3 protein-coding genes are annotated in these 23,888 nt (G+C 64.1%); all 3 read left to right on the top strand.

Annotated elements, in window-relative coordinates; genetic code table 11:
• Nucleotides 1-270 precede the first annotated feature (270 nt).
• Nucleotides 271-18,198 (top strand): beta strand repeat-containing protein, encoded by a 17,928-nt coding sequence (locus F812_RS0108175; RefSeq protein ID WP_020085479.1) that lies wholly within the window; start codon nucleotides 271-273, stop codon nucleotides 18,196-18,198.
• Between the two features lie 211 nt (nucleotides 18,199-18,409).
• On the top strand, nucleotides 18,410-19,171 hold the full coding sequence (locus F812_RS0108170; RefSeq protein WP_020085478.1) for a cephalosporin hydroxylase family protein: 762 nt from the start codon (nucleotides 18,410-18,412) through the stop codon (nucleotides 19,169-19,171).
• Nucleotides 19,172-19,246: 75 nt separating this feature from the next.
• Nucleotides 19,247-23,888: O-linked N-acetylglucosamine transferase family protein (locus tag F812_RS25380; RefSeq protein ID WP_020085477.1), on the top strand; the 4,642-nt coding region annotated here is incomplete at its 3' end.

The raw sequence follows: 23,888 nt of genomic DNA, 5'->3' as shown, positions 1-23,888 counted from the left end.
CTGGTTTCAATTAGCAGTTTTATTGATGGTGTGATTTACGACTATTTCTCGTAATTTACCAAATAGAAACAATAACGGCGCATTTAATGAGAAGAGTACGGTGAAAAATCCCGTAAAGGGTGTTTCTGACTAATTCAAAAAGTAGCTGCAAGTCGACAAGATATCGGATGCGCTGACGACGAATTAGTGGGGGACGGTCACCGGCGGGGTGCGTTGTTTTGAACAACCGTGTTTGCGGTGAGCGGGAAACGTTAATTCGGGGTCTCTCAAATGGCTGTCGTCAACTTGCCGAACAAGAACACGGCTAATCTGTATACGGCCGCAAGTGTCGATACGCTGATTGGTGGTGCGGCAGTGGATACCGTCCAAATCACGGGCGGTATTGCGAGCGGGAGCATCGACCTCGCGGGAGGCGCCGATAAGCTGACGCTCGCGAATGCGACCAATACGGTGACAGTCTCGAATACCGAGACGGTGATCGGCGGCAACGGGACCGACACCATCACCCTGGGGTCCGCGGCGGCGAAGACCTCGATCAACCTGGGAGCGGGCAACGACAAGCTGACGCTCGGCAACTTCGCGAACACGCTGACCGTAACCAACGTCGAGACGCTCGTCGGCGGCACGGGCGCGGATACCGTCACGCTGGGCTCGGCCCTCGTTAACACCAACTCGATCAACCTCGGCGCGGGCGCGGACAAGCTGACGCTCGGCAACTTCGTCAACACCGGCTCGATTTCCAACGTCGAGACCATCGTCAGCGGCACCGGCGCGGACACCATCACCATCTCCACTCAGATGGTGAACGGCTCCGTCGATCTCGGCGCGGGTCTCGACAAGTTGACGTTCTCCGACGCGGGCGCGAACTCCGCGACCGTTGCGAACGTCGAAACCATCATGGGCGGCGCGATCAACAATACGATCACGCTGAGCAGCATTGCCTCCAAGGCGTCGATCAACCTCGGCGCGGGCGCCGACAAGTTGACGCTGGGCAACTTTGCGAACACCGCCACGGTTGCCAACACCGAGACCATCGTCGGCGGAACCGGCATCGACACCATCAATCTCGCTTCGGCTCTCACGAGCTCCTCGAGCATCAACCTCGGCGCGGGCGCCGACAAGCTGACCCTCGGCAACTTTGCCAACACGGGCACCGTCGCAAACGTCGAAACCATCCTCGGCGGAAGCCTGGCCGATGCTCTGACGTTCGCGGCCCAGGTTTCCAAAGGCTCGATCGATCTCGGCGCGGGCGTCGACTCGCTGAAGCTCGGTAATTTCGCGAACACCGTCACCGCCACCAATGTCGAAAGCCTTCAGGGCGGAACCGGCGTCGATCTCGTGACGCTGAACGCGGCGTTGACGACCTCGCACTCGATCGATCTTGGTGCGGGCTCGGACACGCTGACGCTCGGCAAGTTCAACAACACCGGCACAGTGTCTGGCGCTGAGACGCTCATCGGCAGCACGGGCGCCGACACCATCACGCTCGGCTCGCAGATCGTCAACGGCTCGATCGATCTCGGCGCCGGCAACGACAAGCTGACGCTCGGAAACTTCGCAAACTCCGCCACGATTTCGAACGTCGAGACCATCATCGGCGGCTCGGCAAACAACACCATCACTCTCGCCCAGGGCGCGTCCAAGGGCTCGATCGATCTTGGCGCTGGCGTCGACACGCTCGTTCTCGGCAAGTTCGCCAACACGCTGACGGTTGCCAACACCGAATCGATCCTGGGCAACACCGCGGCTGACACGATCACGCTTACCAATGCGCTGACGTCCGCCACGACCATCAACCTTGGTGCGGGTTCCGATAAGCTGACGCTTGGTAACTTCGCCAACACCGGCTCCGTCGCCAATGTGGAGACCATCGTCGGCGGCACGGCCGCCGACACGCTCGTGTTCACCGGTCAGATCGCAAACGGCTCCGTCGATCTCGGCGCTGGTACGGACAAGATCACGCTCGGAAACTTCGTGAACACGCTCTCGGTGTCCAACATCGAGAGCGTGCTCGGCAACAACCTGACCGACACCGTCAGCCTCGGCGCGGCACTGACCAGCGCGCAGACCATCGATCTCGGCGGCGGAAACGACAGGCTGACCCTCGGAAACTTCGCCAACGCTGGCACCCTCTCGAATATCGAGACGGTGACCGCGGGCACCGGTGCCGACACCATCACGTTCGCGACTCAGATCGTGAACGGCTCTATCGATCTCGGCGCGGGCGCCGACAAGGTCGTGCTTTCGGGGACAGGCGCCAACTCCGCCACCATCTCCAACGTCGAGACCATCATCGGCGGATCGGCCAACAACACCATCACCATCGGATCCACGCTGACGAACGCCTCGATCGACCTCGGGGCCGGCAGCGACAAGCTGGTTCTCTCGCGCTTGCCGTCCACGGTCACGGTGTCCAACGTCGAGACCATCGTCGGCGGCTCGGTGAATGACGCGGTCACGCTCGGCACCGCGCTCACGAACAGCCACAACATCGATCTCGGGGTTGGCAACGACAAGCTGACCCTCGGCGCGTTTGCGAACTCCGGCACGATTGCCAACGTAGAAACGCTCGTCGGCGGCTCCAACACCGACACCATCGCCTTCTCGACCGTCGTTTCGAAGGGCGTGATCGATCTCGGCGGCGGCACCGACAAGGTGACGCTCGGCAACTTCGCCAACACCGCGACCATCTCGAATGTCGAGAGTATTACGGCCGGCACGGGCGCCGACACGATCAATCTCGCCTCTGCGCTCACGACTGCACACGCCATTGATCTTGCGGCAGGAAATGACAAGCTTACGCTTGGCAACTTCGCCAACACCGGCACGCTCTCCAACGTGGAGACCATCGTCGGCGGAACGGGCGCCGACACCATCACGCTTGGCACGGCGATCCTCAACGGCTCGATCGATCTCGGCCTCGGCGCCGATAAGCTGACGCTCGGCAACTTCGCCAACTCTGCTACGATTTCGAACGTCGAGACAATCGTCGGCGGCTCGGCCAACAACACCATTACCCTTGGCGCGCCCGTATCCAACGCTTCGATCGACCTCGGCGCAGGATCGGACAAGCTGACGCTCGGCAACTTCACCAACACCGCAACCGTCTCGAACACGGAAACCATCGTCGGCAACGCGGGCGCGGACAAGATCACGCTCGGCACCGCGCTCGGCGCGTCTAACAGCATCAATCTCGGCGCGGGAACGGACGCTCTGACGCTCGGCAACTTCACCAACACCGGCACCATTTCAGGCGTCGATAGCCTGCTCGGTGGCACCGGCGTCGACACGATCACGTCCGCGACGCAGCTCACCAACGCCACAGTCAACTTGGGCGCCGGCGTCGACAGCTTCGCGCTTGGCAACTTCGCGAACTCCGTAACCGTGTCCAACGTCGAGAGCCTGGCCGGCGGCACAGGCGCCGATACCATCACGCTCGGAACTGCGCTCACCACGGGAACGTCGCTCGATCTTGGCGCGGGTGCGGACAAGCTGGCGCTCGGCAACTTCGCAAGCAACACCGGCACCGTCTCGAACGTCGAAACCATCACCGGCGGCACGGGCGCCGACGTCATCACCATTGCCACGCAGGTGTCGAATGGCTCGATCGACCTCGGCCTCGGAGCCGACAAGCTGACGCTCAGCAACAGCGTCAACACGGCGACCGTCGCCAATATCGAGACCCTGGTCGGTGGCTCGGCCAACAACACCATTACGTTCGGCACGCTGGCGTCCAACGCGTCGGTCGATCTCGGTGCTGGCACGGACAAGCTCATCCTCGGCAACTACGTCAATGTCGCCACGGTTTCGAACGTTGAAACTCTGACCGGTGGCTCGACCTCCGACACCATCACGCTGGGCAGCGCGCTGACCGGCGGCACCATCATCGACCTCGGTGCGGGCGCAGACAAGCTCATCCTCGGTAACTTCGTCAACACCGGATCGGCTAACAGCGTCGAGACCCTGATCGGTGGATCGCTCGCAGACACCATCACGGCTGGAACGGTCGTCTCCAACGCGTCTATCGATCTTGGCGCTGGCAGCGACAAGCTCGTTCTCGGCAACTTCGCAAACGTTGCGACGGTCTCCAACATCGAGACCCTCACGGGTGGCACCGCGGCAGACACCATGACGCTGGGTGCTGCCCTCACCACGGCGCAGGCAATCGACCTTGGCGCCGGAAACGACAAGCTGACGCTCGGTAGCTTCGCCAGCAACACAGGCACCCTCACCAGCATCGAGACCATCGTCGGTGGCACCGGTGCGGACGTCCTCACGATCGCGACGCAGGTGTCGAATGGCTCCGCGGATCTCGGAGTCGGCGCGGACAAGCTGACGCTGGGTGATTTCGCCAACGTCGGTACGTTCTCGAATGTCGAGAGCATCGTCGGCGGCTCGACCACCGATACCATCACGCTCGGAACCGCCGCCGCAAACGCATCGATCGACCTCGGCGCGGGCTCCGACAAGCTCGTGTTCGCCAATTCCGGCAACACCGCCACTGTTTCGAACATCGAAACCATCGTGGGCGGCAGCGCGAACGACAGCGTGACGCTGGGCAGCGCCCTCACGGCCGGCCAGAACATCAACCTCGGCGCGGGCGCGGACAAGCTGACGCTCGGAAACTTCGCCAACACCGGCTCGCTCTCGAACGTCGAGACCGTGATCGGCGTGGCAGGTGCCGATACCGTGACGCTGACCACCCAGGTCTCGAAGGGCCTGATCGACCTCGGCAGCGGAAGTGATACGCTGACGCTCGGCGATTTCGTGAACGTCGCGAGCATTGCGAACGTCGAAACGCTGGTCGGCGGCTCGCTGGCTGACACCATCACCCTGACCGCGGCGCTCACCTCGTCGAGCTCGATCGACCTTGGCGCCGGAAAGGACATCCTCAACCTCGGCAAGTTTGCCAATACGGGCTCGGTCTCCAACGTCGAGACGCTGATCGGCTCGACCCTCGACGACACCATCACGTATGCAACCCAGGTGTCGAACGGTTCGATCGACCTCGATGCAGGCAACGACAAGCTGACGCTCGGAAACTTTGCCAACACGGCCTCGGTCTCCGACATCGAGACGATCGTCGGTGGCTCCGATGCCGACACGATCACGGTTCAGACCATCCTGTCGAAGGCCTCGGTCGATCTCGGCGCGGGCAGCGACAAGCTGACGCTCGGCAACTTCTCGAACACCGTCACGGTTTCCAACGTCGAGTCGCTGGTCGGCGGCACGGGTCTGGATACGGTCAGCCTGGCCTCGGCCCTGACCACCTCCACCAACATCAACCTCGGCTCCGGAAACGACACCCTTACCCTGGCCAACGTCGCCAACACGGGCTCCGTGTCGAACGTGGAGACCGTCGTCGGTGGCTCCGATGCCGACACGATCACGCTTGCGACCCAGATCTCTAACGGCTCGGTCGATCTCGGATCTGGCGCCGACAAGCTGACGCTGGGTGATTTCGCCAACTCCATCGAGGTTTCCAACGTGGAGACCCTGGTCGGCGGATCGGCCGCCGATACCGTGACGCTGGAGTCGGCTCTGACGACCTCGAGCTCCATCGATCTGGGCGCGGGCGCCGACAAGCTGATCCTCGGCGCCGCAAGCGCCACCAACACCGGCTCTGTCTCCAACGTCGAAACGATCATCGGCGCGACCAGCGCTGACGCCATCACCCTTGGTACGGCCGTCTCCAACGGCTCGATCGACCTCGCTCAGGGTAACGATACCCTGACGCTGGGCGACTTCGTCAACACCGCCACGGTTTCGAACATCGAGACTGTCGTCGGCGGATCGGACTCGGATACCGTCACGCTCAACTCGGCCGTCATAAAGGGATCGATCGATCTCGGCGCCGGCGATGACACGCTCGCTTTCGGCAACTTCACCAACGTCGCCACCATTGCGAACGTCGAGACCGTCTCGTTCGGAAGCGGCGCGGACACCATCACGTTCGCAAGCCAGCTCTCGAGCGGATCTCTGAACCTCGGTGCGGGCGCCGATACCCTCACTCTCGGAAACTTCGTCAACTCGGGCACCGTGCTCGGTGTCGAGACGCTGCTTGGCGGCAGCGACGCCGACACCATCTCGCTTGGCAGCGTGTTCACCAGAGGCTCGGTCGATCTTGGTTCGGGCGCGGATAGCCTGACCCTCGGCAACTTTGCCAACATCGGCAGCGTCGGCAACGTCGAGACGCTGGTTGGCGGAACCGCCAACGACACCCTGACCATGATGACCGTTCTGTCGAACGCATCGGTCGATCTCGGATCCGGCGCGGACGTCCTGACGCTGAAGAGCGGCAACAACGTCGCCACCATCGCAAACGTCGAAACGCTCGTCGCAGGCACGGGCAACGATACGATCACGCTCGCAAGCGCGCTCACCACCGGAACGACCATCGATCTCAACGTGGGATCCGATAAGCTCGTGCTCGGCGACTTCGTGAACACCGGCTCGGTCTCCTTCGTCGAGACCCTGATTGGCGGTTCGGATGCAGATACCATCACCTTCACGTCGATCGCGACCGGCCAGGTGGACCTTGGTGCCGGCGAAGACAAGCTGGCGCTCGGCAACTTCCTGAACAACGTCACCGTCTCTAACGTCGAAAGCATCTCCGGCGGCTCCAATGCCGACACCGTCACGCTGGGGGCTCAAGCCACGGGCTCCGTATCCATCGATCTCGGGGTCGGTGCGGACAAGCTCGTGCTCGGAGATTTCGTCAACGAGGCCACGCTCTCGAACATCGAGACCGTCGTCGGCGGCTCGGACGCCGATACGGTGACCGTCGCCACGCAGCTCAACAAGACGTTGATCGACCTGGGCGCCGGCTCCGACAAGCTGACACTCGGCGACTTCGCCAACAACGGCACGATCACGAACGTCGAAAGCCTGATCGGCGGCTCGGAAGCCGATACGATCACGCTCGGCTCGGTCATCACCACGTCCAATAGCATCGATCTGGGTGCGGGCGCCGACAAGCTGACCCTCGCCAACGGCGCGAACACGGGCTCAGTGTCCAACGTCGAGATCCTCGTCGGCGGAACCGGTGCTGACGTCATCACCTTCTCGACGCAGGTCTCGAACGGCTCGGTGGACCTGGCCTCCGGCGCCGACAAGCTGACGCTCGGCGACTTCGACAACACGCTGACCGCGTCTGGCGTCGAGACCATCATCGGCGGATCGCTGGCCGACCATGTCACCATGTCCTCGCTCGTCTCCAACGCGAGCGTCAATCTCGGCGCGGGCAGCGATATCCTCGCTCTCGGCGACTTCGCCAACGTTGTGACGGTTGCAAACGTCGAGACCATGACCGCGGGCTCCGGCAACGATTCGATTGCCTTCTCCGCTCAGGTTTCCGATGCCTCGATCGATCTCGGCGGCGGAACCGACGCGCTGACGCTCGGCAACTTCGCCAACACCGCCACGCTCGGAAACATCGAGAGCGTTCTCGGCGGCTCGGGTGCCGATGCCCTTACCTTCGCCAACGCGCTGACTGGAGCGACGATCAATCTCGGGTCCGGCTCGGATTCGATCACGCTCGCCGACGCGAGCAACGTCGCGACCGTCTCGAACGTCGAAACCATCATCGGCGGCTCGGGCAGCGATGCTATCACGCTCGCGACGGCCCTCACCACCAGCACGCAGGTGGACCTAGGCTCGGGCGCGAACCGCCTGACGCTGGGCGACTTCGCCAACACCGGCACGGTGAGCGGCATAGAGACGCTGACCGGCGGTACGGGTGCGGACGTCATCACGCTCGCCACGCAGATCTCGAACGGCGCAGTTGATCTCGGCTCCGGTGCCGACAAGCTGACGCTCGCCGACGCTGTGAACACGCTGACGGCATCCAGCATCGAGACCCTGACCGGCGGCGGCGATAACGACACGGTGACCGTTGCAACGCAGCTCTCGAACGCCTCCGTGGATCTCGGGGCGGGCGCCGACAAGCTCATGCTCGGCAACTTCGCCAACACCGCGACCGTCGCCAACATCGAGACGCTGGTCGGCGGCTCGGAAGCCGACGTCATCACCGTCAGCGCAGCGCTCGACGGCTCGAACAGCATCGACCTCGGGGCCGGCGCCGACAAGCTGACCCTCGGCAACTTCGCCAACAGCGGATCGGTCGGAAACGTCGAGACCCTGCTCGGTGGCTCCAGCACCGATGAAATCACGATCGTGTCGCAGCTCTCGGGCGCATCGATCAACCTCGGCGCGGATGTCGATAGCCTGACGCTCGGCGACTTCGTCAACTCGGCGACCATCTCGAACGTGGAATCGATCCTCGGCGGCTCGGACGCAGACACGCTGACGCTGGCCACGCAGGCCTCGGCCATGTCGGTCGATCTCGGCAGCGGCACGGACGCCCTCATCATGGGTGATTTCGCCAACACCATCACGCTCTCGAATGTCGAGAGTGTGCAGGGCGGCAGCGCGGCTGACACCGTCACCTTTGCAACGCAACTTTCGAACGCGACCATCAACCTCGGCTCGGGTGCGGACGTCGTAACCCTGGCAGACCTCGCCAACACGGTTACGATCTCGAGCGTCGAGACCATCAACGGCGGAGCTGCGGCCGATAGCGTGACGCTCGGAACGGCTGTCTCCAACGGCTCGATCGATCTCGCCAGCGGCAACGACACCCTGACCCTCGGAAACTTCGTCAACGTGGTCTCGGTTTCGAATGTCGAGACCGTCCTCGGCGGCACGGATAGCGATACGGTCACGCTGAGCGAGATCCTGACCACCGGCCAGAAGATCGACCTCGGCGACGGCAAGGACAAGCTCACGCTCGGAGACTTCCTCAACGTGGGCTCTGTCTCACACGTTGAGACCATTGTCGGCGGCTCGGATTCCGACACCATCACCCTGGCGACGCAGGCCTCCAGCGGATCGGTCGACCTGGGCGACGGCTTCGACGTACTGACGCTCGGCAACTTCACCAACACGCTCACCGTTTCGAACGTGGAAACCGTCCTCGGCGGAACGGACGCCGATACGGTGACCCTCGGCGCAATCGGCTCGGAAGCCTCCATCAACCTCGGCTCGGGCAGCGACACCCTCACCCTTGGCAACTTCGCCAACGTCGTCACGGTTTCGAACGTGGAGACCCTGATCGGCGGGACCGCGGCCGACAAGGTGACGATCGGCTCGGCCCTGAGCGGAGCGAACAGCATCGACCTCGGTGCGGGCGCTGATACCTTGACGCTGGGCGACTTTGCCAACACCGGCTCTATCTCGAACGTCGAGACCCTGATCGGCGGCACGAACGACGACACCATCACTTACTCGACCCAGATCTCCAACGGCTCGATCGATCTCGGCGCGGGATCCGATAAGGTCACGCTGGGCGACTTCACGAACAGCGCGACGGTTGCAGGCTTCGAGACGCTGATCGGCGGATCGTCGGCCGACACCATCACGGTGGGTGAGCTCACCGGCAGCGAGGTCATCGATCTCGGCGCGGGCAACGACAAGATCACCTTCGGCAACACCGCCAATACGGCAAGCGTCTCCAACGCTGAAACCATCATCGGCGGCAGCGATGCGGACACGATCACGATCGGAAGCGCGATCGTGAAGGGATCGGTCGATCTGGGCGCGGGCATCGACAGCCTGGCACTCGGCAACTTCGCGAACACCGTGACGGTGGACAACGTCGAGAGCCTGAGCGGCGGCTCCGCAGCGGATACGGTTACCATCGGCACGCAGGTGTCCGACGGCTCGATCGATCTCGGCGCCGGCTCCGACAAGCTCACGTTCGGCGACTTCGCCAACAACGCGACGCTCTCGAACGTCGAATCGTTCGTCGGCGGCTCCGATGCGGACACCATCACCCTTGCCACCGCGATGGTGAACGGCGATAGCATCAACCTCGGCGCTGGCAACGACAAGCTCGTGCTCGGCGACTTCGCGAACACCGGCCTCGTCTCCAACGCAGAGACGGTGATCGGCGGCATCGATACCGACACCATCACCATCGGTACGCAGGTCTCCAACGGCTCGGTCGACCTGGGCGATGGTGAGGACAAGCTCGTACTCGGCAACTTCACCAACTCCGCGACGCTGTCCAACGTGGAAAGCGTGGTCGGCGGCACGGGCATCGACACCCTGCAGCTCGCAACCGCCCTGTCGGTCACGAGCAACATCAACCTCGGCGCCGGCAACGACAAGCTGACGCTCGGCGACTTCGTGAACGCCGGTACGCTCTCGAACATCGAGACGATCATTGGCGGCAGCGATGCCGATACCATCGCCCTCGGATCGGCGCTGACGACCTCGGCCTCGATCAACCTTGGCGCTGGCAGCGACACGCTCACGCTGTCGGATGTCACCAACACGGGCTCGGTCTCGAACGTCGAGACCATCGTCGGTGGCGCCGTTACCGATACCATCACCGTCGCCACCCAGCTCTCGGATGGCTCGGTCGACCTCGGTGCGGGTAACGACAAGCTCACGCTCGGCGATTTCGTCAACACCGCGACGATCTCCAACGTGGAGACCGTGACCGGCGGCAGCACGACCGACACCATCACGCTCGGCAGCGCGATGGTATCCAAGAACCTGATCGATCTCGCCGCTGGCAACGACAAGCTCACGCTCGCCGACACGGCGAACGTCGGCTCGGTCGCCAACATCGAGACACTGGTCGGCGGCGCCGATGCAGATACGATCACCTACACCGCGGAAGCCTCCAACGCGTCCGTGGATCTCGGAACCGGCGACGACACGCTGACCTTCGGTAACTTCAACAACACGGCCACGGTCGCCAACGTCGAAACCATCTCTGCGGGCACTGGTGCCGACACAATCACCATCACCACGGCCCTGTCGGTTGCGGCCAGCATCGACCTCAAGACCGGCGTCGACAAGCTCGTACTCGGCAATTTCGACAACACCGCCACGGTGTCCAACGTCGAAACCGTCACGGGCGGCAGCGCAAGCGACGTCATCACGCTGGGGACCGTCCTCACGAGCTCGAGCATCGTCGACCTCGGCGCGGGCACGGATAGCCTCACGCTCGGCAACTTCTCGAACGCCGGCTCCGTCGCCAACGTGGAATCGATCCTCGGCGGCAACGGCGCGGATGCAATCACCATCTCGACCCAGATGTCGAACGCGGTTGTCGATCTCGGCAGCGGCGCCGACACCCTGACCCTTGGCAACTTCGCCAACTCCGGCACGGTCTCGAACGTCGAGACCATCGTCGGCGGCACGAGCGACGACACCATCACGGTCGGATCGCTCCTGTTCAAGGGCTCGGTGGACCTCGTTTCGGGTAACGACAAGCTCACGCTCGGCGACTATGCGAACGTCGCATCCATCGCCAACGTGCAGACCCTGATCGGTGGCGGCCTCGCCGACACCATCACGATGTCGGCCCAGGTTTCGAACGCCAAGATCGATCTCGGCGCGGATTCCGACAAGCTGACGCTCGGCAACTTCGCCAACACCGTGACGGTCTCCAACGTCGAGACGCTGATCGGCGGATCGGCCAACGACACCGTCACCATCGGTGCGGCGCTCGACAACAACAACACCATCGATCTGGGCGACGGCACCGACAAGGTTACGCTGGGCGACTACACCAACATTGTCACGATCTCCAACGTCGAGACCATCGTGGGCGGCTCGGGTGCCGACAGCGTCACTCTGGCGAAGGCCCTGACGACCTCGAACAGCGTCGATCTCGGCGCCGGCCTCGACCAGCTCTCGCTCGCCGCCTTCGCCAACACCGGCTCGGTTGCGAACGTCGAGACGCTCACCGGCAACTCGGGTATCGATACGATCACCTTCACGAGCCAGATCTCGAACGGCCAGATCGACCTCGGCAACGCCGCAGATCAGGTTACGTTCGGCAACTTCGCCAACAACGCCACCCTGCTGAACGTCGAGACGATCGTCGGCGGCTCCGCTGCAGACACCATGACGCTGGGAACCGCGGCCTCGAACGCATCGGTCAACCTCGGCTCCGGTAGCGACAAGCTCGTCCTCGGCGACTTCGCCAACAAGCTTACGGTCTCGGGTGTCGAAACCCTGATCGGCGGCGCGGATATCGATACGGTGACCCTCGGTGATCAGCTCTCCGGCGCCACGGTCGACCTCGGCGGAAGCAGCGACACGCTGATTCTCGGCGACTTCACCAACACCGGAACCGTCTCGAACGTCGAGAGCATCCTTGGCGGCAGCGGTGCGGATACGATCGCCCTCGCCACGCTTGCCAACGATGCCTACGTCAACCTCGGAGCGGGAACCGACAAGCTGACGCTCGGTGACTTCGCGAACCAGGTCACGCTTGCGAACGTTGAAAGCGTCGTCGGCGGCACGGGTGCCGATACAGTTACACTTGCTACGGCTCTGACCACCTCGAACAACATCGACCTCGGGGTCGGCAACGACAAGCTCGTGCTCGGCAACTTCGCCAATACCGGCACGCTGTCGAACGTCGAGACGGTCGTAGGCAACGCGGGTGCCGACAGCATCACCTTCGGAACGCTCGTCTCCAAGGGCTATGTTGACCTGGGCGACGGCACGGACACTGTCACGCTCGGCAACTTCGCGAACGTGCTCTCCATCGCCAACGTCGAATCTCTGCTCGGCGGCAGCGATGCGGATACGGTCACGGTCAGCACCGCCCTGTCGAATGCGACCATCAACCTGGGTGCCGACAACGACAAGCTCGTGCTCGGCAACTTCGTGAACACCGCGACGGTCTCCAACGTCGAGAGCCTGGTCGGCGGCTCCACCAGCGACTTCATCACGCTGGGCGCTGCACTGACGACCTCCGACACCATCAACCTCGGCGCGGGCGTCGATAGCCTCACGCTCGGAAACTTTGCCAACACCGGCACGGTCTCCAACGTCGAGTCGATCATTGGCGGCACCGGCGCTGACGTAATCACGCTTGCGACCGGCATCACCGACGGCTCGATCGACCTTGGAGCCGGCAGCAACAAGCTGACCTTCGGAAACTTCACCAACTCGGCGACGGTCTCGAACGTTCAGACGATCGCGGGCGGCTCGGTAAGCGATACTGTCACTCTTGGCACCGCTCTCTCGGGCAGCAACAGCATCGATCTCGATGCCGGTAGCGACAAGCTCGTGCTCGGAAACTTTGCCAACACCGGCTCCGTCTCGAACGTCGAAACCCTGGTCGGCGGCACGGGTGCCGACACCATCACCTTCTCGACGCTCCTCTCGAAGGGCGCCGTCGATCTGGGTGCGGGCCTCGACAAGCTGACGCTCGGCGACTTCGACAACGTTGCGACCGTCTCCAACGTCGAGACGATCATCAGCGGCACGGGTGCGGACAGCATCACCATCGCGTCCGAGCTCAGCAATGCCTCGATCGATCTGGGCACGGGTAGCGACAAGCTCACGCTCGGCAACTTCGTCAACGTGGCGACGGTTTCCGGCGCGGAAAGCATCACGGGTGGCGCGGACAACGACACCATCACGCTGAGTGGCGCGCTGGCTGGCACCGAAAGCATCAACCTCGGCGCCGGAAGCGACACGCTTATCCTCGCCAATGCGGCCAACACCGGAACTGTCTCGAACGTCGAGACCCTGCTCGGCGGCACGGATGCGGACACCATTACGGTCGCAACCCTGATCTCCAAGGGTCTGATCAGCCTCGGAAACGGCGCTGATACGCTGAACCTCGGCGACTACGCCAACGTGGCGACCATCTCGGATGTCGAGACGATCGTCGGCGGCAGCGCCGCGGATACGCTGACCCTCGGATCGGCTCTGGGTGCAAGCAACTCGATCGACCTCGGTGCTGGCAACGACAAGCTGACGCTAGGCGACTTCACCAACACCGGCTCGCTTTCCAACGTGGAGAGCCTGGTTGGCGGCTCGGGCGCCGACACGATCACCTTCGCGACACAGCTCTCGAACGGCTCGGTCAATCTCGGCGGCGGCAACGACAGCGTCACCTTCGGCGACTTCGCCAACACGGCGACGGTCTCGAGCGTCGAGAGCATCCTCGGCGGCAGCGATGCCGACACCATCACAATCTCCACCCAGCTCGTCGATGGCGTCATCGACCTCGGCTCGGGCGCGGATGTCCTGACCCTCGGAAACTTCGCCAACAACGGCACGATCTCGAACGTGGAGAGCCTGGTCGGCGGCGGATCTACCGACACCATCACGCTCGGCACGGCGCTCGTGAGCTCGGCTAACATCAACCTCGGCGCGGGTGCTGACACCCTGACCCTGGCTGACGTCGCCAACGAAGGCACGATCTCCAACGTCGAAACGCTCAATGGCGGCAGCGCGGCCGACACCATCACGGTCGCAACGCTCCTGTCCAAGGCCCTGCTCAACCTCGGCGCAGGCTCCGACTCGGTCACCCTGGGAGACTTCGCGAACTCTGCGACCATCTCCGGCGCGGAAACCGTGGTCGGCGGCTCGCTGGCCGACACGATCACCCTGGGATCGGCTCTCGGTGCGTCCGACAGCGTCGACCTCGGTTCTGGCAGCGACAAGCTGACGCTCGGCAACTTCGTCAACACCGGCTCGGTCTCGAACGTCGAGACGCTGGTCGGCGGCGCGGACAGCGACACCATCACCGTCACAACCCAGGTGTCGAACGGCTCGATCGACCTGGCGGAGGGCACCGATAGCCTGACGCTCGGCGACTTCGCGAACACCGCGACCATCTCGAACGCCGAGAGCATCCTCGGTGGCTCGCTGGCCGACGTGATCACGCTACGGGCGGCTGCCTCCAACGCGGTCATCAACCTCGGCTCGGGCGCCGATATCCTGACGCTCGGCAACTTCGCCAACGTCGCGACCCTCGGCAGCGTCGAGACCGTCACCGGCGGAACGAGCACCGACATCATCGCCTTCAATGCGCAGGTGTCGAACGGCTCGATCGATCTCGGTGCCTCGTCCGACTCGGTGACCTTCGGCGATTTCGCGAACAGCGCGACCGTCGCCAACACGGAAACCATCATCGGTGGCTCCGCCGCCGACACCATCACCGTCTCGACGCAGATCTCCAAGGCTGCCGTGGACCTCGGTGACGGCGCAGACAGCCTGACGCTCGGCGACTTCGCCAACACGGCGACGATCTCGAACGTCGAGACCCTGATCGGCGGCACGTCGGTGGATACCATCACGCTCGGTGCGGCTCTCACCTCCTCGAGCCTCATCAACCTCGGCGCGGGCCTCGACAAGCTGACGCTCGGCGACTTCGCCAACACCGGCTCGGTCTCCAACGTCGAGACCCTGGTCGGCGGCGCGGATGTCGACACCATCACCTTCGCCACACAGGTGTCGGATGCCGCGATCAACCTCGGCGCCGGTGCTGACAGCCTCACCCTCGGCAACTTCGCCAACACCGCGACCATCTCTAATGCGGAGTCGGTCCTTGGCGGATCCGCCGCGGACACAGTATCGCTCGGTGCGGGAACGTCCGAGACCATCATCGACCTCGGTGTTGGCAACGACGTCCTGACGCTCGGCAACTTCGCGAACAGCCTGACGGTCTCTGGAGTCGAGACGCTGACCGGCGGCATCTTCGCCGACAGCGTGACCCTGGGCAGCGCGATGGCCTCGTCGAACGCCATCGATCTCGGCGCCGGCGCCGACACGCTGACGCTCGGCAACTTCGCTAACACCGGCTCGCTCTCCAACGTGGAGACGATCATCGGCGGAACTGGCGCGGATACCATCACCCTCGCGACGCAGGCCTCGAAGGGCTCGGTCGACCTCGGAGACGGGGCGGACAAGCTCACCCTCGGCGACTTCGTCAACTCGGCAACGGTTGCTCATATCGAGACGCTGGTCGGCGGAACGGACAACGACACCATCACGCTGGCCTCCGCGATCAACGTGTCCGACAGCATCAACCTCGGTGCCGGCAGCGATAAGCTGACACTGTCCGACTTCATGAACACGGGCTCCGTGTCCAACGTCGAGACGCTGATCGGCGGCTCTGACTCGGATACCGTCACGATCGCGACGCAGGCCGTGAACGCCTCGCTCGATCTTGGCGCCGGTATCGACGCACTCACCTTCGGCAACTTCGCCAACTCGGCGACGGTCTCGAACGTCGAATCGATCGCCGGCGGCTCTGCTGCCGACACGATCACCCTCGGCGCCGCGGCGTCCGATGCACTCATCGATCTCGGTGTGGGCAACGACACGCTGACGCTCGGAAACTTTGCGAACACCGCAACGATCTCCGGAGTAGAGACGCTGGCTGGCGGCACGTCGTCCGACAGCATCACGCTCGGCAGCGCGCTCGGCGCCTCGAACAGCATCAACCTCGGTGCGGGCAACGACACGCTGAAGCTCGGCGACTTCACCAACACCGGCTCGGTCGCCGGCGTCGAGACGATCGTCGGCGGTGCGCTGGCTGACACGATCACCATCACGGACATCGTCTCGAAGGGCTCCTTCGATCTGGGTGACGGCGGTGATAAGCTGACGCTCGGCGACTTCGCGAACACCGCGACCGTCGCTCATGTCGAAACGCTGAACGGCGGATCGGGCAACGACACCATCACGCTGGCAAGCGCGCTCGGTGCCTCCGACCTGGTCAACCTCGGCGCAGGCAGCGACAAGCTCGTGCTGAGCGACTCGGCGAACTACGGCTCGGTCTCGAACGTTGAAACCCTGACGAGCGGCAGCGACTCCGACAGCATCACGATCGCAACCCAGGCAACCAACGTCTTGATCGACCTCGGCGCCGGTTACGACAGCCTGGTGTTCGGCAACTTCGCCAACTCGGCAACGCTGACCAACGTTGAATCGGTCCTTGGCGGCTCCGCTGCTGATACGATCACCTACACCTCGGCAGTCAACGGGGTGATGATCGATCTCGGCGCCGGCGCAGACTCGCTGACCTTCGGCAACTACACGAACACGGCAACCGTCTACCACGTCGAATCGGTCGTCGGCGGAACGGGAACCGACTCGCTCACCTACGGCTCGCAGGTCTCCAACGGCTCGGTGGATCTGGGCGCCGGCAACGATACCCTGACACTCGGCGACTACGTCAACACCGTGACGGTGGGCAACGTGGAAACGATCGTGGCGGGTGCCGATGCGGATACCCTCACCATTGCCACGCAGATCACCAAGGCCAACATCAACCTTGGCGACGGCGCGGACAAGCTGACCCTCGGCGACTTCGTGAACTCCGGTCTCTCGGTCTCGAACGTCGAGACGCTGATTGGTGGTTCGGCCGCGGATACGGTTGTGCTGTCGACGGTCGCGGTGGATGCCTTCTTCGATCTCGGTGCGGGCAGCGACAAGCTCACCTTCGGCAACTTCGCCAACGTGGCGACGGTCTCCAACGTCGAAACTCTGGTGGGTGGCGGCAACATCGACACCATCACGCTGGGCTCGGCGCTCACGACCGGAATGTCTGTCGATCTCGGCGCCAACGTCGATACCCTGACGCTCGGTAACTTCACCAACGTCGGCTCGGTGGCGAACGTCGAGAACCTGATCGGCAACGCTGGCAGCGACACGGTGACCTACACCACCCAGGTGGCGGGCGGCTCCATCGATCTGCTCGGCGGCAGCGACAAGCTGACGTTCGGCAACTTCTCGAACACCGCGACGGTTTCCAACGTCGAAACCATCGCCGGCGGCTCGGGTGTCGATACGATCACGCTTGGCGCCCAGGCCTCCAACGCTTCGATCGACCTTGGCGGCGCGTCCGACAAGCTCACGCTCGGCGACTTCGCCAACACGGTCTCGGTTGCGAACGTTGAGACGGTGATCGGCGGAGCGGGTGCAGATACTATCACGGTCACGGCAGGCACGAGCCACATCCGCGGCGGCGGCGGCATCGACCACGTGACGGGCGGCAGCGGCGCGGACACCTTCGTGTTCGATCAGAACTCGGCCGGCAGCCACATGGTCGTCATGAACATGGGCACGGGCGCAGACCGGATCGGCCTCGACACCGACGCCAACTCGACGGTGAACACCAACACCTACGACACCACCGGCTCGCTCACCAACAACGGCAACATCAAGGCTGTTGCCAACAGCGCGGCGCTCCTCTCGACGACCCTGGCGACGGGCGGCAAGGGTGGCTTCGTCTACCAGCAGGATACCGGCCAGCTGTACTTCAGCACGAACGGCGACTTCACCTCTGGCGGCACGCTGATCGGTGTGATCACCACCGACGGCTCGACGCCCTGGACCTACGACTTCACCAAGTTCATCGACGTCTAGTCAGCGTCGCCACATACAAGTCGAACGGCCGCGTCCCAGGGATGCGGCCGTTTCGCGTTCGAATGGCGAACCCAGCGTTCAGGTTGGGGCAAGCCAAATCGCATGGAGATGGGAGCTCAAGTGAGACTCCGTGATCGCGCTGGATTGGTCAGTCCGGCGCGCGCATTCGAGTCTTATCCGAAGGGTCCCGCGCGAAAGGCTGCTCATCTCCATGCTTAAAATCGATGAGGTCAATGGCGTCGTGATCGCCGAGGGAGCGAACGGTGAGACGGTCCACAAGCTGGACAGTCCGGAGGCGTTTCGTCTGATCTCGAAAGCCTGGGTCCGCTGCGGCTGGGATACAAAATATGTCTATTCTTTCAGTTGGATGGGCCGCCCCGTCATCCAGCTTCCCGAGGATATGCTGCGCATCCAGGAGGTGATCTACCGGGTAAAGCCCGACGTGATCATCGAGACGGGCGTGGCGCATGGCGGCTCGCTGATATTCTACGCCAGCCTGTTCAAGGCCATGGGCAAGGGCCGCGTGATCGGTATCGACATCGAGATCCGCCCGCACAATCGGCAGGCGATCGAAGCTCACGAGATGAAGCCGCTGATCACGCTCGTCGAGGGCAGCTCGGTTGCGCCCGAGGTCGTCGATCAGGTTCGCGGCCTCCTCTCTCCGGGCGAGACGGTGCTGGTGCTGCTCGACAGTAACCACACCAAGGCCCATGTGCTCGCCGAGCTCGAGGCGTACGGCCCGATGGTGACGCCGGGGTCCTACATCGTCGCGACCGACGGCATCATGAAAGAGGTCGTGGGGGCGCCGCGCACCGCGCCGGACTGGAGCTGGAACAATCCCCTCGATGCCGCGGCAGAATTTGCCGCGGGCCATCCCGAGTTCGTGCTCGAGGAGCCGGCGTTCCCCTTCAACGAGGGCGTCGTCACGGAGCGTGTCACGTACTGGCCGAAAGGATTCCTGAGGCGCGTTTGATCACGTGTTTTGCGTGGTTTCGGAGCTGCGGACATCCCGTGTCCGCGCGAGGCACGATAGGGCAAAAGGGCTCGCATGCAGCGCCAGCCGGTCACCAATCGAGAAACGAGCGACGGCCAGGCGCTGCTGCAGCGTGCCATGGAAGCGCTCGACCGCGGGGATGTGAGGTCCGCTGCCGTTGATGCGCAGCGCGCGGCGGAGATCGCACCGGATGAAGCGCTCGCCTGGGAAATCCTGAGCCTTGCCCTGCATCGCGGCGGCGCCATCGAGCCCGCCATCGTTGCGGGGCGCCGCGCCGTTGCGCTGAAACCCGATGCGGCGGATTTCCAGGCCAATCTCGGTGTCGTGTTGCGCGCCGCAGGACGAACGGACGAAGCCGCGGCAGCCTATCGCGCCGCGCTCGCAGCCGATCCCAAATTTGCGCCGGCCCACAACAACCTCGGCAACATCGCACGCGATGCGGGGCAGTTTGTGGCGGCGGAGGCAAGCTATCGCAACGCCGTCGCGTCGAACCCGTCCTATGCGGAAGCCTGGCACGGCCTCGGCGTCGCGCTCCAGCGCCAGAACAAGCCGGCCGAAGCCGAGAAGGCACTGGAACGCGCGGCGGAGTTGCGCCCGGACCGTGCGGACATTCTGTCCGATCTCGCCGCGACCGCGATGGCGCTTCAGAAGTTCAATGAAGCCTCGGCCCTCCTCGACAAAGCCGTCGCGACCGATCCCAACTCCGCAATCGCATTCGGCAATCTCGGCGCCTTGAAGCTTCGCATCGGGCACATGGTCGCCGCGGGGAACGCGACAGCGCGCGCCATGGAGCTTGCGCCCAATGAGCAGCGTTGGGTGAGCAATCTCGGCGTCATCCGCAAAGATCTGTCCCAATTCGCGGAATCCGAATCTCTCTTCCGCCGGGCTTTGTCTTTGAAGCCGGACTACGCGTTGGCTCACGCGAACCTGTTGTTCTGCTTGAACTACCATCCTGACCGGAGCGCTGAGGAGATCTTCGCGGAGTACCAGCGGTTCGACGTGGCCCATGCCCGTCCGCATATGCCGCGTGAGGTGACCTTTTCGAACGACCGGACGCCGGACCGCAAGCTGCGCGTCGGCTTCCTATCGCCCGACTTCCGCGAGCATGCCGCCCGTCACTTCCTCGATCCCCTGCTGCGGCACCTGGACCGGGAGAAGCTCGAGATCGTCTGCTACGCCGAGGTGACCAACGAGGACCACGTCACCCAGAGCTTCAAGGCCATGTCGAACGCCTGGCGCTCGACGGTGGGTCTCACGGACGACGAGGTGGCAGCCCAGATTAGGGCCGACAAGATCGACATCCTGGTGGACTTCGGCGGCCACACGTCGTCGAGCCGCATCCTGGCGATGGCGCGGAAGCCGGCCCCGATCCAGGTGGCCCATCATCTTGGGCATGGTTACACGTCGGGCATGTCGGCGATCGACGTGTTCCTGTCGGATGGCGAGATGGCACCGGTCGGCAGCGAGCACCTGTTCTCGGAGAAGATCGTCCGCCTGTCCCGCATCCCGGTGGCCTATCAGCCGCCCGAGGGAATGCCGGAGGTGGGGCCACTGCCTGCGTTGCGGAACGGGTACGTGACGTTCGGCTACTTCGGCCGTCCTGAGCGGATCAACGACCGGGTTGTGAAGGCGTGGTCGGAGATCCTGCTACGGGTGCCGAACAGCCGCCTGATGCTGAACTCGAAGGCGTTCTCAGAGGCTGCGTTCTCGGATCTGATGGCGTCGCGGTTCGCGGTGCACGGAGTGGGCCGGGATCGGCTTGTGCTTGTTTACACGAGCCCACAGCCCAAAACGTGGGCGGCGTACGGAGAAGTGGACATCGCGCTGGATCCGTTCCCGCACAATGCGGGGACGACGACGATCGAGGCGCTGTGGCTGGGTGTTCCGGTTGTGTCGGTTGCGGACCGTCCTTCGGTTGGCCGGTTCGGGGCGAGCAACCTGGGCGCGGTGGGCCTTCGCGACTGGGTTGCGGGAGACGTCGCGTCGTACGTGGCTCTGGCGGCTGCGAAGGCGTCCGACGTCGCGTCGCTGGCGGCGCTGCGAGCGGGCCTGCGGGCGCGCGTGGAAGCCTCTCCGCTCGCCGACGGCCCCGGCCTCGCCCGGGACCTCGAGACCGCATTCCGTAAACTCTGGAAAGAATGGTGCGGGGAAGCGGCTCCCAAGGCGCCTCAGACGAACCGCGAGCCCGTTCTCCAGCGCCGCGCCGCGGCCACCCGTGAGATCGCTCGCCTCGAGGCCGCCGGACGTCTCGCCGATGCGGCGGCCTGCATCGTCAAGCATTTGTCCGAAGATCCTGCGGACATCGACAGCGGCTGCTATCTCTCCGATGTCCAGCGCCGCCTTGGGCGCCTCACCGATGCGGAAGCGACCGCACGCGCTGTCCTCAAAGCAAAGCCCAGGCACGCCGCAGCCAACAATGCGCTCGGCAACGCTCTTTCCGCCCAGCAGCGATTGCGCGAGGCAGAGGATGCCTTCAGCGAGGCGATCGCGGCCAAGCCCGATCACGCCGAGGCCTTCAACAACCGCGCGCTCGTCCTCATGCGCCGCGGCCAGCTCGTCGCCGCCGAGCGCGATCTGCGCCAGGCCCTCGCGCTTAGACCGGATCTGACTGAGATCGGCTTCAATCTGGCCAACTCGCTTCAGGATCAGGGGCGTGTCGCCGAAGCCATCGAGATTTTCCAGGCAACGCTCGCGAAAGCGCCCGGCCATCCCAAGGGCCACGGCATGATGCTGTTCGCGGTGACCTATCACCCGGGCCTCACCGGCGATCAGATCTTCGCGGAGTTCCGCCGCTGGAGCGAGGTGCACGCCGATCGTCACGCGCCCAAGAACTGCGTCTGGCCGAATGACCGGACGCCGGGCCGAAGGCTGCGCGTCGGCTACGTCTCCCCCGATTTCGCCACCAAGTCCTCGCGCCACTTCATCGAGCCGATCCTGGTGGGGCATGACCGCAGCAAGGTCGAGATCTTCTGCTATGCGGAAGTACCGGCCCCCGACGCCGAAACGCATCGCCTGAAGGCGCTCGCGGAGCATTGGCGCGGCACAGTCGGATTGTCGGACGACGAGCTGGCCAATCTCATTCGCCGCGATGCCATCGACGTGCTGGTCGATCTCGGCGGTCATACGGCGCGCAACCGCCTGCTCACTTTCGCCCGCAAGCCCGCGCCCGTGCAGGTCGCGCATTTCCTGGGGCATGGATATACGTCCGGCCTCTCGGTGATGGATGCGTTCCTGGCGGACGACGAGCTGGCCCCGCCGGGCTCCGATCACCTTTTCTCCGAGCCCGTCGAGCGCCTGCCCCGCATGCCGGTGGCCTATCAGCCGCCGCAAGGTATGCCGGACGTCACGGCGCTGCCCGCGCTCGCCAACGGCTATGTCACCTTCGGCAACTTCGGCCGCGCGGTACGCCTCAACGACGAGGTCATCGCCACCTGGAGCGAGATCCTGAAGAGGGTGCCGAGGTCGCGCCTCGTGCTCAACACCGTGGCATTCGTCGACGAGGAGGTCTGCCGCCGCTACCGAGACCTCTTTGCCGGCCACGGCATTTCGGCAGATCGCATCGACCTCGTCTTCACGACGCCACAGCCCAAGACATGGGAAGCTTACGGCACCATCGACATCGCGCTCGATCCGTTCCCGCACAACGGCGGCACCACCACCATCGAAGCGGCCTGGCTCGGCGTGCCGTCCATCTGCCTCAAGACGCGGCCCTCCGTCGGCTGCTTCGGCGCCACCATCATGGGCTCGCTGGGCCTCTCGGACTGGGTCGCGATCTCGCGTGAGGAATACATCGCCAAGGCTATCGCCCGCGCGACCGATATCGAAGCGCTCGCCGCCCTGCGCGCCGGACTTCGCGCGCGCATGGCCGCGTCCCCGCTCTGCGATGCGCGCGGTCTCGCCACCGAGCTCGAGCGCGTGTACGAGCGCCTGTGGCTGCGCTATGTGGACCGCGAGGAGGCTGTCGAAACGCTGCAGCGCGCAGCGGGCTGGGCTTATGGGCGCGGCAACATAGAGCGCGCCATCGAGCTGTTCCAGGAAGCGGCGAAACGCAGCCACCGCGCGGATACGATGTCGAACCTCGGCGCGGCCTACCGCGCGGCGGGCCGCAATGCGGAAGCCGAAGCCGCCTATCGCGAGGCCATCGCCCGCGCGCCTGGATTTGCCAACGCGCATGGAAATCTCGGTAACCTTCTCGCTGGCCGCGGCAGGCTGGCGGAAGCCGAGAGCGAGCTGCGCAAAGCCTGTACCGCCGCGCCGAACGATCCGCAGATCCTCCGCAATCTCGGGCTCTGCCTTATGCGCCAGCTCAAGGCCTCGGAGGCCGAGGTGGTGCTGCGCAAGGCCGCCGAGTTGATGCCGAACGACGGCGACATTCACGATAATCTCGCCCAGCTCCTCCGTCAGAAGGGAGAGCCCGTCGCGGCGGTGAAGGTCTATCTCGGTGTGAAGGACGCCATCGCCAACAATTGGCGCGCGCTCGGCAATCAGGCCCTGCTGTTGCAAGACCTCTCATTGTACAGCGAATCCGAGTCTTTGTTCCGTCGGGCTTTGTCTTTGAAGCCTGATTACGCGTTGGCTCATGCGAACCTGTTGTTCTGCCTGAACTACCATCCTGACCGGAGCGCTGAGGAGATCTTCGCGGAGTACGAGCGGTTCGACGCGGCCCATGCCCGTCCGCATATGCCGCGTGAGGTGA

The sequence above is a fragment of the Hyphomicrobium zavarzinii ATCC 27496 genome (genome assembly GCF_000383415.1).
Lineage (GTDB): Bacteria > Pseudomonadota > Alphaproteobacteria > Rhizobiales > Hyphomicrobiaceae > Hyphomicrobium_C > Hyphomicrobium_C zavarzinii.
This window is presented reverse-complemented; position numbering and strand designations above follow the sequence as displayed.

Excerpts from the sequence above, each read along its gene's own strand:
- F812_RS0108170 (WP_020085478.1), top strand. The coding sequence starts at position 18,410 with ATGCTTAAAATCGATGAGGTCAATGGCGTCGTGATCGCCGAGGGAGCG.
- F812_RS0108175 (WP_020085479.1), top strand. The coding sequence starts at position 271 with ATGGCTGTCGTCAACTTGCCGAACAAGAACACGGCTAATCTGTATACG.